Annotated in this window: 11 protein-coding genes and 1 riboswitch; of the genes, 3 read left to right on the top strand and 8 right to left on the bottom strand. The window is 66.4% G+C overall.

Features of this window, described 5'->3' with window-relative positions; translation table 11 throughout:
- Window positions 1-116 precede the first annotated feature (116 nt).
- From ahcY to kdpF, 8 genes are all read right to left on the bottom strand, one after another.
- Window positions 117-1547: an adenosylhomocysteinase gene (gene ahcY, locus ACUTR7_RS19895; protein WP_013800445.1), complete on the bottom strand. Its 1431-nt coding sequence runs from the start codon at window positions 1545-1547 to the stop codon at window positions 117-119.
- A gap of 70 nt (window positions 1548-1617) precedes the next feature.
- Window positions 1618-1702: riboswitch (S-adenosyl-L-homocysteine riboswitch) on the bottom strand.
- 7 nt (window positions 1703-1709) lie between these two features.
- The gene (locus ACUTR7_RS19890; protein ID WP_202758777.1) at window positions 1710-2453 is read right to left on the bottom strand and encodes a response regulator; all 744 of its coding nucleotides are present in this window, start codon (window positions 2451-2453) and stop codon (window positions 1710-1712) included.
- A gap of 26 nt (window positions 2454-2479) precedes the next feature.
- On the bottom strand, window positions 2480-5194 hold the full coding sequence (locus ACUTR7_RS19885; RefSeq protein WP_445609628.1) for a DUF4118 domain-containing protein: 2715 nt from the start codon (window positions 5192-5194) through the stop codon (window positions 2480-2482).
- Window positions 5195-5228: 34 nt separating this feature from the next.
- Window positions 5229-6092, bottom strand: a complete 864-nt coding sequence (locus ACUTR7_RS19880) for a TorF family putative porin (RefSeq protein WP_445609752.1) — start codon at window positions 6090-6092, stop codon at window positions 5229-5231.
- A gap of 83 nt (window positions 6093-6175) precedes the next feature.
- Window positions 6176-8260 (bottom strand): potassium-transporting ATPase subunit KdpB, encoded by a 2085-nt coding sequence (gene kdpB / locus ACUTR7_RS19875; RefSeq protein ID WP_097205631.1) that lies wholly within the window; start codon window positions 8258-8260, stop codon window positions 6176-6178.
- Between the two features lie 3 nt (window positions 8261-8263).
- Entirely contained in the window at window positions 8264-8998 is a 735-nt protein-coding gene (gene kdpC / locus ACUTR7_RS19870) for a K(+)-transporting ATPase subunit C (RefSeq protein WP_043820205.1), read from the bottom strand.
- Window positions 8999-9075: 77 nt separating this feature from the next.
- Entirely contained in the window at window positions 9076-10782 is a 1707-nt protein-coding gene (gene kdpA / locus ACUTR7_RS19865; RefSeq protein WP_445609627.1) for a potassium-transporting ATPase subunit KdpA, read from the bottom strand.
- Window positions 10783-10896: 114 nt separating this feature from the next.
- A complete protein-coding gene (gene kdpF / locus ACUTR7_RS19860) occupies window positions 10897-10995 on the bottom strand; it encodes a K(+)-transporting ATPase subunit F (RefSeq protein ID WP_034397326.1) in 99 nt (32 codons plus the stop codon).
- Window positions 10996-11202: 207 nt separating this feature from the next.
- Here kdpF and ACUTR7_RS19855 point away from each other — a divergent pair, with 207 nt between their 5' ends.
- The 3 genes from ACUTR7_RS19855 to ACUTR7_RS19845 all read left to right on the top strand — a co-directional run bounded on the left by ACUTR7_RS19855 (window position 11203) and on the right by ACUTR7_RS19845 (window position 15428).
- Window positions 11203-12600 carry a hypothetical protein gene (locus tag ACUTR7_RS19855; RefSeq protein WP_445609626.1) on the top strand — a complete coding sequence of 466 codons (1398 nt, stop codon included), beginning with the start codon at window positions 11203-11205 and terminating at the stop codon, window positions 12598-12600.
- Window positions 12601-12746: 146 nt separating this feature from the next.
- Window positions 12747-14375 carry a peptide chain release factor 3 gene (locus ACUTR7_RS19850; RefSeq protein ID WP_192368250.1) on the top strand — a complete coding sequence of 543 codons (1629 nt, stop codon included), beginning with the start codon at window positions 12747-12749 and terminating at the stop codon, window positions 14373-14375.
- Between the two features lie 24 nt (window positions 14376-14399).
- Window positions 14400-15428 carry an acyltransferase family protein gene (locus tag ACUTR7_RS19845; protein ID WP_445609625.1) on the top strand — a complete coding sequence of 343 codons (1029 nt, stop codon included), beginning with the start codon at window positions 14400-14402 and terminating at the stop codon, window positions 15426-15428.
- Window positions 15429-15444 lie beyond the last annotated feature (16 nt).

The raw sequence follows: 15444 nt of genomic DNA, 5'->3' as shown, positions 1-15444 counted from the left end.
CGGCGCGACCCAACTCAGGGACGCCAAGCAAGGGCCGCCCCGCAGCGAGGGCGTCGCCCCCCTCCCCCGCGGAGCGGGTAGAGAGGGGGAAGCGGCGCAAGCCGCTCAGGGGGTGCTTAATAGCGATAAGTTTCGGGCTTGTAGGGGCCCTGCTTGCTCACGCCGATATAGGCAGCCTGGCCGTCCGTCAGTTCGGTCAGCATGGCGCCGACCTTCTTCAGGTGCAGGCGGGCGACCTTCTCGTCCAGGATCTTGGGCAGCACGTAGACCTTGCCGACCTCGTAGGCATCGGGCTTGGTGAACAGCTCGATCTGGGCGATGGTCTGGTTGGCGAACGAGGCGCTCATCACGAAGCTGGGGTGGCCGGTGGCGCAACCCAGGTTCACCAGGCGGCCCTTGGCCAGCAGGATGATCTTCTTGCCGTCAGGGAAGGTGATGTGGTCCACCTGGGGCTTGATCTCTTCCCACTGGTACTGCTCGATGGAGGCGACGTCGATCTCGTTGTCGAAGTGGCCGATGTTGCAGACGATGGCTTCGTTCTTCATGGCCACCATGTGCTCGTGGCGGATGATGTCGCGGTTGCCGGTGGTGGTCACGAAGATGTCGGCCTTGTCTGCCGCCCATTCCATGGTCACGACCTTGTAGCCTTCCATGGCCGCCTGCAGGGCGTTGATGGGATCGATCTCGGTGACCCAGACCTGGGCCGACAGCGCGCGCAGCGCCTGGGCGCAGCCCTTGCCCACGTCGCCGTAGCCGGCCACCACGGCAACCTTGCCGGCGATCATCACGTCGGTGGCGCGCTTGATGCCGTCCACCAGCGATTCGCGGCAGCCGTAGAGGTTGTCGAACTTGCTCTTGGTGACGGAGTCGTTGACGTTGATGGCACGGAACTTCAGCGTGCCCTTGGCCGACATCTCGTTGAGGCGGTGCACGCCGGTCGTGGTCTCTTCGGTCACGCCGATGATGTGGGCGCTCTTGCGCGTGTACCAGGTGGGGTCCTGGGCCAGCTTGGCGCGGATGGCGGCGAAGGCGATCTTCTCTTCTTCGGAGGCGGGGTTGTCCAGCACGGACAGGTCCTTTTCGGCGCGCATGCCCAGGTGCAGCAGCATGGTGGCGTCGCCGCCGTCGTCCAGGATCATGTTCGGGCCTTCGCCTTCGGTGCCGGCGGCGCCGAATTCAAAGATGCGGTGGGTGTAGTCCCAGTAGTCGGCCAGCGATTCGCCCTTGATGGCGAACACGGGCGTGCCGGTTTCCGCGATGGCGGCAGCAGCGTGGTCCTGCGTCGAGAAGATGTTGCACGACGCCCAGCGCACTTCGGCGCCCAGGGCCTTGAGCGTCTCGATCAGCACGGCCGTCTGGATGGTCATGTGCAGCGAGCCGGTGATGCGCGCGCCCTTGAGGGGCTGGGCAGCGGCGAATTCCTCGCGCGTGGCCATCAGGCCGGGCATTTCGGTTTCGGCGATCAGGATTTCCTTGCGGCCCCAGGCAGCGAGGGAAATGTCAGCGATGGCCGTGTCGGCGGAAACGGGACGAACAGCAGCGTTCATGGTTTTCTCCAAAAGATGAATGAAAAACCACGTTCTGCGGGAGACGAAAAAAAGCTCACCGCACAGAAAGCGTGGGCGAGCGTCGTTGCAGGTATGACTCCGAGCCTCGCGACCACGCCTGATGTGTGGGGGCCGCTGCAACGCTCCTCGGAGAGGCGCCGATTATACCGATCCCGGGGATGCCTCACCGCCCAGCCCCACAAGCCGGTAGCCCACCTGCAGCTCGGTCACCAGGTGGCGCGGCTGGGCCGGCTCGTCCTCGATCTTCTGGCGCAGATTGGCCATGTGCACGCGCAGGTAGTGGGCGCGGCTCAGGTACTCGGGGCCCCAGACCTGCAGCAGCAGCTGGCGGTGGGTCATCACACGGCCCTGGGCGGCGATCAGGGCCGCCAGCAGGCGGAATTCGATGGGCGTGAGGTGCACCAACTGCCCCGCGCGCCGCACCTCATGCGTGGCCAGGTCCACCTGCACCGGGCCGAAGTGCACCTTGCTGGACGCGGCGGTGCCGCCCGCCCCACCGGCGGCGCCCAGCTGCTGGCGGCGGCGCAGCATCACGCGCAGCCGGGCCAGCAGCTCGGGCACGCCGAAGGGCTTGACCAGGTAGTCGTCGGCGCCGGCATCCAATGCGGCCACCTTCTCGTCCTCACGCTCGCGCGCGGAGAGCACGAGGACGGGCACGGAGGACCACCCGCGCAGCTCGGTCAGGACCTGCTTGCCATCGGCGTCCGGCAGGCCCAGGTCGAGGATGACCAGATCGGGCTGGCGGCTCGCCGCCTCTATCAGGCCACGGCGCGCGCTGTCGGCCTCGAAGACCTGCCAGCCTTCGTCTTCCAGCACCAGGCGCACGAAGCGGCGGATGCCGGGGTCGTCCTCGATCATCAGGATGCGGTTGGCGGGCGTGCTCATGGAGTGCTTTCGTGCATGGCGGGACTCTAATCCAGCGCAGGCTGCTCGGGCACGGGAAAGCGCAGCGTGAAGATGGTGCCCGGGCCGGGCCGTGCGGCGGCAGCCTCGATGCGCCCGCCATGCGCCTCGACAATGCTGCGCACCAGCGCCAGGCCCAGGCCGATGCCCGAGACGGTGGACTCGGCCGTGCCGCGCGTGAAGGGTTCGAACAGCGTCTCCACCGGCAGGTGGGATGGCAGGCCCGGCCCGCCATCGCGCACGGACAGCAGCAGTTCGCCATCCTGCACACACGCACTGATGGCCAGCGGCGTGCCGGCCGGCGTGTACTTGGCGGCGTTGTCCAGAAGGTTGACCAGCACGCGCTCCATGAGCAGGGCATCGAGCTGCAGCAGCGGCAGGCTGGCGGGCACGTCGGTGCTCACGGGATGCTGGCCCAGGCGCGCGCGCATCTGGCGCAGCGCGCTGCCCACCACTTCGTCCAGCGGCAGCCATTCGCGCTGCAGGTGCACGCCGCCTTGCTGCAGGCGCGCCATGTCCAGCAGATTCTCCACCAGGCGCTGCATGGCCTGCGCCTGGATGCGGACCTGCTCCAGCATGTCGGCCGCGCCGCCCGGCGGCACATGGCGCTGCGCGGCCTCGGCCGCGCCCAGGATGGTGGTCAGCGGGGTGCGCAGGTCGTGCGAGACGGCCGACAGCAGGGTGTTGCGCATGCGCTCGCCCTCCATGGCGATCTGGGTCTGCTGGGCCACGGCCACGAAGTGCTGACGCTCCAGCGCCAGCGCCACCTGGCTGGCACAGGCCTCCAGCAGGCGCTGCTCCTCGGGCACCTCCAGGCGCTGCGGCGCGCGCAGCTGCAGCACCAGCACGCCGCGCATGCGCACGGGTGCCGCCAGCGGCACATAGCGGGCCGGTGCGGCCGGCAGCGTGTCCGTGCCCTGGCCGGCCTGCTGGCCATGGTCCATGGCCCAGCGCGCAATGCTGTCATCCATGGGGCAGGGGCCGCCGCCCGCGGGCCGCAGGCGCTCGTCGGCATCGGGCAGCAGCAGCCCGGCCTGGGCGTCGAACACGCCCGAGACCGTGCGCAGCGCGATCTCCACCACCTGCTCCTGCGTGAGCGCGCCCGACAGATCGCGCGCCAGCCGTGCCAGGGCGCCTGCGCGGCGCTCGCGCTCGGCCGCCACGCGCGCCTCATGCCGCAGCCGCGCCATGAGCTGGCCGCAGACCAGGGCCACGCCCAGCATCAGCACGAAGGTGAACAGGTACTGCGTGTCGTTGACATGGAAGGAGCCGCGCGGCGGCACGAAGAAGTAGTCGAAGCACAGTACCGACAGCAGCGCGGCCCAGGCACCGGGGCCCCGCCCCCAGCGCAGCGAGGACAGCACGACGATGAGCAGGAACAGCATGACCACGTTGGCCGGGTCGAAGACGCGCAGCAGCTGCTCGGCCAGCGCCGTGGCGGCCAGGCAGGCCAGGGTGACGCCGGCATAGCCCTTCCACGGCAGCGGTGCGCGCCGCGGCAGCGCGGAAGTCGCGGCAGGAGCGGCCTCGGTCCGGGCCGCGCTGGAGCCGCCGGAGAGCACCAGCACATCGATATCGGGATGCAGGTGCGTGATGCGGTCGGGCAGGCTGCGGCCCCACCAGCGCCAGGGCGACCATGCCGGGCGCGGCGGTTGGGCCAGCACCAGGCGGCTGGCGTTGCGCTCGCGCGCGAAGGCAACCAGGGCCTCGGCCACATCGGCGCCCGGCAGCGTAGCCGTCTCGGCCCCCAGGCGCGCGGCCAGGGCCAGGGTCTTGAGCACGGCGGCCTGCACGCTGCGTGGGCGGTGCTGGCGCTGGGGCGCGTCCACGTAGACCACCATCCAGTCCGCATCGAGCCGGCGCGCCATGCGCGCGACCTGGCGCACCAGGGCGTCGTCGCCCGCGTGTCCTGCCACGGCCACCAGCAGGCGCTCACGCGCAGGCCAGACCGTGCCTATGGAGCGTTCGCGCCGGTAGTCGCGCATGTCCTCGTCCACGCGATCGGCCGTGCGGCGCAGCGCCAGCTCGCGCAGCGCCAGCAGGTTGCCGCGGCGAAAGAAGTTGCGCGAGGCCCGCTCGGCCTGCTCCAGCATGTAGACCTTGCCGTCCTTCAAGCGGCGCAGCAGCTCGTCGGGCGAGATGTCGACGACGATGACCTCGTCGGCATCGTCGAAGATCTGGTCGGGCACGGTCTCGCGCACCGTGATGCCCACGATGCCGCCCACCACGTCGTTCAGGCTTTCCAGGTGCTGCACGTTGATCGTGGTCCAGACATCGATGCCTGCGTCCAGCAGCTCCTGCACGTCCTGCCAGCGCTTGGGATGGCGCGAACCCGGCGCATTGCTGTGCGCCAGTTCATCGAGCAGCAGCACGCGCGGCCGCCGCGCGAGCGCCGCATCCAGGTCGAACTCGCGCAGCGTCCGCCCCTGATGCGGCAGCTCGCGCAGCGGCAGTTGCTCCAGGCCATGCAGTTGCTGCGCCGTTTCCTTGCGGCCATGGGTTTCCACGAGTCCCACCAGAACCTCGCGGCCCCCCTGGCGTTCGCGCTGGGCGGCGGCCAGCATGGCGTAGGTCTTGCCCACGCCTGCATTCGATCCGAAGTAGATGCGCAGCTTGCCCCGTCCCTCCTGCGCCCGCTCATGGCGCAGGCGCGCGACCAGGGCGTCGGGATCGGGGCGCGGCAGACCGGGCGGCGCCGGCTCGGCAGAGGACGAAATGGGCATGGTTCTCAGCCTAGCACCAGAGCGTGCTCCCACACTAGAACGCCGCCGACAGCGACAGCACCCAGCCGCTGCGGCCCAGGCTTTGCATCTGGCCCGCCGCGTTGGCCGCGCGGTAGTAGCGCGTGTCGGCCGAGGTGCCGGCCCAGGCCAGCGTGGCCGTCCACGGTCCCCAGCTGCGGGCCAGCGAGACGCGCCAGTCGGCATACGACAGTTCGCTGTAGTTGCGCACCTGCGTGTGGCCGGCATGCAGGCCCAGCACGGCCCAGTCGCCCAACGGGTGCTGGTAGTTCAGGTCCAGATAGCTGCTGCCGCGTGAGCTGCCGCTGCCGGGAAGCGCCTCGGCAAAGGCCGTGGCCGCCGTGCTGTCGCGCAGCCCGAAGTAAGGCGTGAGCGCCAGCGACCATTTGGCGCTGAAGCCGCCGTTGGTGACGCCCAGATAGGCCTCGGTGGTGTCGTAGCGCACGCCGCCGCTGCCATCCCCGCGGGGCACGCGCGCGCCGGGGTAGTTGTAGTGCAGCAGGCCGATGTCGCCCGTCCAGCCCGGCAGCAGCTCGGTACGCCAGCCGCCGTACAGGTCCAGCTCCAGCGCGCGGCCATCCAGATAGCTGTGGCGCGACACGCTGGAGCCGGACACGCCCAGGTAGGCGCCGCGCGGCAGCGACAGCTCCAGCCCGCCCTGCAGCGCCGGCCCCATCCAGCTTTGCGAGATGCCACGGAAACGGTAGTCGCTGAGCAGCGCCACGCTGCCGGTGAGGGCGTAGGCGGGTGCGGGCGATTCCTGGGCAGCGGCGCTGGCAGCGCTGACGGGGGAGGTCTCGGCCTGCGCATGGCAGGATGCGGCCGCCAGCGACAGCAGTGCGGCCAGGGAGAAATGGGGGACGGCACCAGCGGCCGTCATGGAAGAAACGGATTTCATCTTGGTTTTCTTGAAGAGAAGAGCAAAGCGGGGCCTGCCCGGCCGGGCAGGCGGGCCGCACAGGGTCACGCCAGGTTCAGAGCCACCAGCAGCATGTCGATCAGCTTGATGCCGATGAAGGGAACGACCAGGCCACCCAGGCCGTAGATCAGCAGGTTGCGCCGCAACAGGGCCGAGGCACCGATGGCACGGTAGGGCACGCCGCGCAGGGCCAGCGGGATCAGCACGATGATGATCAGCGCGTTGAAGATCACGGCACTCAGGATGGCCGAGCCCGGGCTGGCCAGCCCCATGACGTTGAGCGCCGACAGCTGCGGATAGGTACCCACGAAGGCGGCCGGGATGATGGCGAAGTACTTGGCCACGTCGTTGGCCACGCTGAAGGTGGTCAGCGCGCCGCGCGTCATCAGCATCTGCTTGCCGGTCTCCACGACCTCGATGAGCTTGGTCGGATTGCTGTCCAGGTCCACCATGTTGCCGGCTTCCTTGGCCGCCTGGGTGCCGCTGTTCATGGCCACGGCCACGTCGGCCTGGGCCAGGGCAGGTGCGTCGTTGGTGCCGTCGCCGGTCATGGCCACAAGCCGGCCGGCGGCCTGATGTTCGCGGATCAGGCGCAGCTTGTCCTCGGGCGTGGCTTCGGCCAGGTAGTCGTCCACGCCGGCCTCGGCCGCAATGGCCGCCGCCGTGAGCGGGTTGTCGCCCGTGATCATCACGGTCTTGATGCCCATGCGGCGCAGCTCGGCAAAGCGTTCGCGTATGCCGTGCTTGACCACGTCCTTGAGCTCGATCACGCCCAGCACGCGGGCACCGTCGGCCACGACCAGCGGCGTGCTGCCGCGCCGTGACACATCCTCCACCACCTTGAGCATGGCGGGCGGGAACTGGCCACCCAGGGATTCAACGTGGCGGCGCACGGCGTCGGCCGCGCCCTTGCGCAGGCTGCGCGTGGCGCCGTCCGGCTGGGGCATGTCCACGCCGCTCATGCGCGTCTGGGCCGTGAAGGGCACGAAGACCGCATGCAGCGTGGCCAGGTCGCGCTCGCGCAGGCCATGCATCTCCTTGGCCAGCACGACCACGCTGCGGCCTTCAGGCGTCTCGTCGGCCAGCGAGGCCAGCTGCGCCGCATCCACCAGTTGCGCGGCCGTCACGCCGGGCGCGGGCAGGAACTCGCTGGCCTGGCGGTTGCCCAGCGTGATGGTGCCGGTCTTGTCCAGCAGCAGCACGTCCACGTCGCCGGCCGCCTCCACGGCGCGGCCCGAGGTGGCGATCACGTTTGCCTGCATCATGCGGCTCATGCCCGCCACGCCAATGGCCGACAGCAGGCCTCCGATGGTGGTCGGGATCAGGCACACCAGCAGCGCCACCAGCACCGTCAGTCCCACGACCTGGCCGCTGCCCGTCAGCTCCACCGCAAAGGACGAATAGGGCCGCAGCGTAACGATGACCAGCAGGAACAGCAGCGTCAGCCCGACCAGCAAAATGGTCAGCGCCAGCTCGTTGGGCGTCTTGTGGCGGCGGGCCGACTCCACCATGGAGATCATGCGGTCGAGGAAGGACTCACCGGGATTGACGGTGATCTGCACCACCAGCCAGTCCGACAGCACGCGCGTGCCGCCGGTGACCGAAGAGAAGTCGCCGCCGGCCTCGCGGATCACGGGGGCCGATTCGCCGGTGATGGCGCTCTCGTCCACCGAGGCCACGCCCTCGATCACGGTGCCGTCCAGCGGCACGGTGTCGCCGGCCTCCACCAGCACCCACATGCCCGAACGCAGTTCTTCGGCACCCACGGGATGCCAGCGGCTCTGGTAGTTGGCCTGCTCCAGCTTCTTGGCGACGGTGCTGCGCTTCATGCTGCGCAGGCTGGCGGCCTGGGCGCGGCTGCGCCCCTCGGCCAGCGCCTCCGCAAAGTTGGCGAACAGCACGGTGAACCACAGCCACAGCGCAATCGCCAGGATGAAGCCCGCAGGCGCCTCGCCTTCGCCCGCCAGGGCCTGGGCCCAGAGCAGGCTGGTGAAGATGGCGCCCAGGTAGACCACGAACATCACCGGGTTGCGCCATTGCGCGCTGGGTGCCAGCTTTCGGACGGAGTCACCCAGCGCCTGGCGCACCAGCGAAGGATCGAACAGGGACAAAGCAGTTTTGCGCGACATGGCTTACTCCTTGGCGGCATGGACTGCCGCAGGCTGCAGCGTCGCGGCCGAAAGATCGTCCAGCGCCAGATTCAGCTGCAGCACGTTCACGCGCGGCTCGCCCAGCAGGCCCAGCACGCGCGGCTCCACCTGCTGGCGCAACAGTTCCTGGACCTTGGCCACGGGCAGTTGGCGCTCGCGGGCCACGCGCGGCAGTTGCAGCTCGGCATTGGCCACCGAGATGTGCGGATCCAGGCCGGAGGCCGAGGCCGTCACGGCATCCACAGGCACCGCAGCATCTGCAGCCAGGCCATTGAGTTCGCGGTAGGCCGCCACGCGCGCCGCCACGGACTCCTTGAGCGCCGCATGGGTCGGCCCCTGGTTGGTGGCGGCCGACAGCGCAGCGTTGTAAGGCGCGGCCACCGTGGCATCGGCCTTGTCGGGATCAGGCGCCGTGGTGGCGCTGGGCCTGCCCTGGAAATAGCGCGGCGAAGCGAACTCCTGCCCGATCAGGGCCGAACCCACGACCGAGCCCTGGCGCATGACCAGGCTGCCATTGGCGGTCTTGGGAAACGCGGCCTGGGCCACGAGCGTGGTGACCAGCGGATAGGCCAGGCCCGTGACCACGGCGACGAACAGTGCCGACCGCAGGCTGGGGCCGAACAGCGAGCGCAGCCCGCCTGGAACGGCCTGCGCTTGGGCCTGCGCATCAGCGCGCAGCACCGGCAAGGGGCCGGAAGTATGTGTTTGAACTTGCATCTCGAAACCTCCGCCGCGCGGCCCTGCCAAGGCAGAACCGGCGACCAAGAAAAAAAGGGCTCAGCTGGCTCAGGGATTCAGGGGTAGACCTGTCCTGACAGCATCTGCAGCTGCTCGACCACGGGCCCCAGGGCCAGCGAAGGCAGGAAGGTCAGCCCGCCGACCACGACCACCACGAAGACCAGCAGCCCCATGAACAGCGGCGTGGCCGTCGGGAAGGTGCCCGGCCCCGCAGGCACGGTGGGCTTGGCCGCCAGGCTGCCGGCCAGGGCCAGCATGGGCAGCAGCGTCAGATACCGGCCCGCCAGCATGGCCAGGCCGATGGTGGTGTTGAAGAACGGCGTGTTCGCATTCAGGCCCGCAAAGGCCGAACCGTTGTTGGCCGTGCCCGAGGCATAGGCATAGAGCACCTCCGAGAAGCCGTGCGGCCCCCGGTTGGTCAGACTGGCCATGGTGTCGGGCCAGACCGCAGCCAACGCCGTGAAGCCCAGGATGGAGATCGGGTGCGCCATCACGGCCAGCATCACCAGCTTGATCTCGCGCGCTTCGATCTTCTTGCCCAGGAACTCGGGCGTGCGGCCGATCATCATGCCGGCCAGGAAGACCGTGAGGATGGCGTACTGCAGCAGGTTGATCAGGCCCACGCCATCACCGCCGAACACGCAGTTGAGCATCATCTGTGCCAGCGGCACCAGCCCGCCCAGCGGCGTCAGCGAGTCATGCATGGCATTGACCGAGCCCGTGGTCGCGGCCGTGGTCGTGGCCACGAACAGCGCCGTGTCGGCGATGCCGAAGCGCAGCTCCTTGCCCTCCATGTTGCCGCCCGGCTGGGTGGCGCTGATCTGCTGGTCGGCACCTGCGGCCGTGAGCAGCGGATTGCCGGCCTGCTCGGCCGTGAACACCAGCGCCAGAAAGCCCACGAACATCACCAGGCAGGCGCCGAACAGCACCCAGCCCTGGCGGCGGCGCAGCAGCATGGAGCCGAAGGCATAGGTCATGGCCGAGGGAATCAGCAGCATGCCCAGGATGTGGATGGCATTGGTCAGCGGCGTGGGGTTTTCGAACGGATGGGCCGCGTTCATGCCGAAGAATCCGCCGCCGTTGGTGCCGATGTGCTTGATGCTCTCCAGGCTGGCCACGGGGCCCAGCAGGATCTGCTGGCGCGCGCCCTCCAGCGTCGTCGCCCAGACCTGGCCGTCCAGCGCCTGCGGCACGCCCTGCCACACATAGACCAGGGCCACCACAAAGCTCAGCGGCAGCATCACGCGCCACAGCACGCGCACATAGTCCACCCAGTAGTTGCCCAGGTCCGACGCACTGGAGCGCGCCAGGCCGCGGATGAAGCCCGCAGCCGCGACCACGCCCGTGATAGCACCCGCAAACATCATGAAGGTGATGGCCACCATCTGCGTGGCGTTGGACAGGCTGCTCTCGCCCGAATACGCCTGCCAGTTGGTGTTGGTCACAAAGGACGCGGCCGTGTTGAAGGCCAGATCCGGCGTCTGTGCCGCATTGCCCAGCGCATTCAGCGGCAGCCAGCCCTGCGCGCGCAGCAGCGCATAGCCCAGCAGCAGCATGGCGCCGTTGGACAGCAGCAGCGCCAGCCCGTAGCGCTGCCAGCCCATGTGCTCGGCCGGGTTCACGCCCAGGGCGCGAAAGCTCAGCCGCTCGATCCAGACATGGTGCTCACTCGTGAAGCAGCGTGCCAGCCACTGCCCCATGGGCACGGCCAGCGCCGTCATCACCAGCAGCACCAGTGCATATTCCATCCAGGTCAACCACATGGCGGTCTCCTTTCAGGCAGTCAAATCCGGCCCAGCGCCGCCACGAAGGCCAGCAGGCCCCCGAAGCAGCCCAGGCTCAGGGCGATAAAGATAAGGTCTTGCATCTGCGCCACCTCAGAACTGCTCGGGCCGCAGCAATGCGTATCCGAGGTAGACAAACAGAGCCAGGGCGCCCAAGGCGCCCAGCCATCCGGTGATTTCGGTCAGGGTCATAGGAATTTCTCCCGCATCGGCACCGCTTTGCGGCACCTGTTGTTGCGATGGGGAAAACTCTAGGGCCGGGGCTGTCAAAAGCGGATTGAGATTGCGGCATGCCGTATCAAGACGGCATCAAGATGTCCACCAATGCCTCTTATCGAACGGTTCAGAACCCCGCCCTTCACGCTCTGCCATCCCACCCTTATGACCCCTGCACTCCCAGTGAAAAACACTTCCACGACAGGCCAGGCAACCGATGGCAGGACTTTCCTTCGTTTCTGGGGTTTGCTCAGCCTCCTGTACCTGGGATGGCTGCTGATCTTCTGGCCCGGCGTGCTGGGCGAGGACAGTGCGGCCGTCCTCATGGAAGTGGACAACCCGGACAAATTCCGCTCCGGCAAAGGGGTGCTGTGGTACTACTTCATCCGTCTCACCTACGGCGCCACCCACTTGGTGGAAGTACCCATCATCGCGTTGATATTGCTGTGTGCCATGTTCTTCGCCCGCATGCTGGGCTGGTACTGGACCTCGCGGCACCGCGCGCTGTGCGTCTTTCTGCTGCTCTTCATCTGCGCGGCGCCGCACATGGTCTATTTCACAGGCACGCTGTACCCGGACGCCATCTTCGCCGTGGCTTCTTGCGCGCTGCTGTTCGAGCTCTGGCTGCTGTGCAGCCGGCGCCAGCACAGTCGGGCATCCCTGGCCGTGATTGCCCTTGCCTTGCCCTTCGCCGTGTTCGTGCGCGCCAACGGGATCGTTTTCCTGGCACCTGCCATGCTGGCCCTGTTTCTCGCCGACCGCCGCAGCCGCTGGTATCTCGGGACCATCATCGCGTTCTGGTGCGCCACGGTCTATGCAGGAACCCAATTGCACAAATCGACCGCGCAAAGCGCCACGGATTCACTGGTCCTCTTCGAGACCGTCAAGCTGCTCCAGCCCAGGGCCATGAACGATCTATGGCAAAAGCAGCCCCTCATGAACGACCCTTGGGTACTGCAGGAGCCCAAGCTTTCCGCGCGCACCCTGGAAATCCTCGACAGCTACCGCCCCCGGGAGCTGTTGCTCACCTACTCGGACCCAGCCTACTGGGACATGCTGGTGTTCCATCCGTCAGGCCCCCAGCTCTTCGGGCTGCCCGAGGACCAGCGCAAGGAACTGGTGCAGGAATTCTTCCGCTACAACCTGTGGCACAACCTGCCGGACGTGGTGGCCAGCCGTGTGAACGTTTTTTTGGCTGCGGCGCTTGCGCAGGGTGGATTTCCTGCGCTCGACTATGCGCAATACGTCCTGAAGCGCACCCAGACACAGTCGCAGATGCGCCGGTTCGGGCTGGACCAGGCAGAACAGGCACTGCGCGCCGTGCACAGATATAGCTACGCTTGGCGGTGGCTGCTGTGGACACCTTGGCTGGGCATGGGCCTGCTGGCCTTGCTGCTGTGGCGCAGTTGCCGCGGCAAGGACCTGCCAGCCCTGCTTGTGACAATTCCCCTGGCGTTTCAACTGGCAGGTATCGCTGCATTCGCTTCGGCAGGCGAATATCGTTACTTACTGCTTTTCTTCACCATGCCGCTGGTACTCATTCCCATAATGATTTCGTCAGCGCACGAAAACAGGTCGTAACAGCCCCCAGGCGGCAGGTCAATGCATGGGCCAATCAGGGACACCGTGTAAAAGCCATCTTTTGCCCACGCTCTGTAAAATGCGCCGATTCGCCACGGGTGCCGGACACCCGTGCGCTCTCGACAGCCCATCTCCTGGATTTCCCCTTGACTTACGCCCTGGAAACCCGGCGCCGCCGGACTTTTGCCATCATTTCCCACCCCGACGCGGGCAAGACCACGCTGACCGAAAAGCTGCTGCTGTTCTCGGGCGCGATCCAGATCGCGGGCGCCGTCAAGGGCCGCAAGGCCAGCCGCCATGCCACCTCCGACTGGATGGAAATCGAAAAGCAGCGCGGCATCTCGGTGGCCAGCTCGGTCATGCAGATGAGCTACCGCGACCACGTGGTCAATCTGCTCGACACCCCTGGACACAAGGACTTTTCGGAAGACACCTACCGCGTGCTCACGGCCGTGGACTCGGCGCTGATGGTCATCGACGCCGCCAACGGCGTGGAATCGCAGACCCGCCGCCTGATCGAGGTCTGCCGCCAGCGCGACACGCCCATCATCACCTTCGTCAACAAGATGGACCGCGAAGTGCGCGATCCGCTGGACATCCTCGACGAAGTCGAGCGCGAACTGGGCATGCCCTGCTGCCCCGTCACCTGGCCCGTGGGCCAGGGCCGGCAGTTCGGCGGCATCATCAACCTGCTCACCCAGACCATGACGGTGTTCCAGCCCGGCAGCGAACGCCGCCCGCAGGATTTCGAGGCCATCCCCCTGGCCGAGGCCGACAAGCTGCGCGCGCGCTTCGGCCAGTCCTTCGACGATGCGCTGGAAAGCATGGAACTGGCCCAGGGCGCCTCGGCCCCCTGGGACCACGAGGCCTTCCTGGCAGGCAAGCTCACGCCGGTCTTCTTCGGCTCCGGCGTGAACAACTTCGGTGTCATGGAAGTGCTGGATGCCGTGGTGGACATGTCGCCCCCGCCCGGCCCCCGCAAAAGCTCGCTGCTGGTCAACAAGCAGCCTGTGGAAAAGATCATCCAGCCCGAGGACGAAGGCTTCTCCGGCGTGGTCTTCAAGGTCCAGGCCAACATGGATGCCAACCACCGCGACCGCATCGCCTTCGTGCGCGTGGCCTCGGGCAAGTACACGCCCGGCATGAAGATGAAGGTCCAGCGCACTGCCAAGGAGCTGCGCCCCACATCGGTCGTGACCTTCATGAGCCAGCGCCGCGAAGCCGTGGAGGAAGCCTATGCGGGCGACATCATCGGCTTCACCACGCACGGCGGCGTTCAGTTGGGCGACACCATCACCGACGGCACCAACCTCCAATTCACGGGCCTGCCCTTCTTCGCCCCGGAAATGTTCATGACCGTGGTGCTCAAGAATCCGCTGCGCACCAAGCAGCTGCAGCAGGGCCTGATGCAGCTGGGCGAGGAAGGCGCCATCCAGGTCTTCAAGCCCGAGGCCGGCGGCAACATGCTGCTGGGCGCCGTGGGCCAGCTGCAATTCGAAGTCGTCCAGCACCGCCTGAACGCCGAATACGACTGCGACATCCGCCTGGAAGGCTGCCAGTACACCGGCGCCCGCTGGATCACGGCCGACACCCCGGCCGAACTGCGCGAATTCGAGAACGCCTACCCGCTGCGCATGGCGCGCGATGCTGCCGATACGCTGGCCTATCTGTGCACGTCACCCTATGACGTGCGATTGGCGCAGGAGCGGTTTCCGAAGATCCATTTCCATCCGCTGCGCGAGCATGCGGGGTTGGCGTTGCAATCCGGAAACTGACCAAAGACAGACCATACCATAGGCATGACAGCAAGCACCCCCAATCTTCATCGGCCCGTTTCCCACACCAACAATTTCGATGCCATTCGAATCGTTGCGGCACTGGCGGTTCTCGTCAGTCACCACCATGCGCTTACCGGGCAATTCGAACCTTTGGTACTGGGCATACACACCCTGGGCGGTTTTGCAGTGCTTGCGTTCTTCGTATTAAGCGGCTACCTCGTTACCGCAAGCTGGCACAATGACCCGCATCTATTGCGCTTCAGCTTACGCCGTGCTTTACGTTTATGGCCAGCACTCATAGCTGTCATTCTTCTCACGACCTATGTCATGGGAACGTCGCTCACGACACTGCCGCCAAGCGAGTATCTGCGCTCTCCATTGACGCGTGAATATCTGTCCAACATCTGGCTGGAAAACAAGGGCTGGCTACCCGGAGTTTTTGAGAAAAACATCTACCCGAGAGCAATCAATGGATCTCTGTGGACCATATCTTTTGAGGTGCAGTGCTACGTGATTCTTGCTTGCGCCGGTGTTCTGGGTGCCTTGCGCTCGCGGGCTTTCTGGGTACTGGCAGTCTTGGCAACATTCATTTGGTACCAGTCCAAATATGGACCTGATTTTCATGCGGACTGGAAGGTCAAGCGCGAAATGATGGTCTACTTCTTGCTGGGCTCAGCGATGTTTATGCTGCAGCCACTCTGGAGCAAGCGGCCACTAATGACTGCCATCATCTTGGTGTGCGTTGGCATGGCGATATGGAAATTCGGCTATCGCTATCTTGGATTCACGATTGCTGTTCCATACCTTCTCATCTACCTCGGCTCGCTGTCTACGCCCGTGATAAGGTCCTTTGGCCGTTGGGGCGATCCCTCTTATGGGATCTATCTGATTGCTTTTCCAACGCAACAAGCTGTTCTGCAATGGTTATGGCCAACTGGGGGGTTGATGGGTACCATGCTATTGTCCATCGCCATCACTACCAGTTTGGCTTACCTTTCGTGGCATACCGTGGAAAAAGGCGCGATGAACTTCAAACCTCGAAAGCCATGACGTTTTTCCATTCCAG

The organism is Delftia sp. NA_296.1 (genome assembly GCF_052692095.1).
The sequence above is the reverse complement of the archived record's forward strand: the minus strand, read 5'-3'. Positions and strand labels throughout refer to the sequence as shown.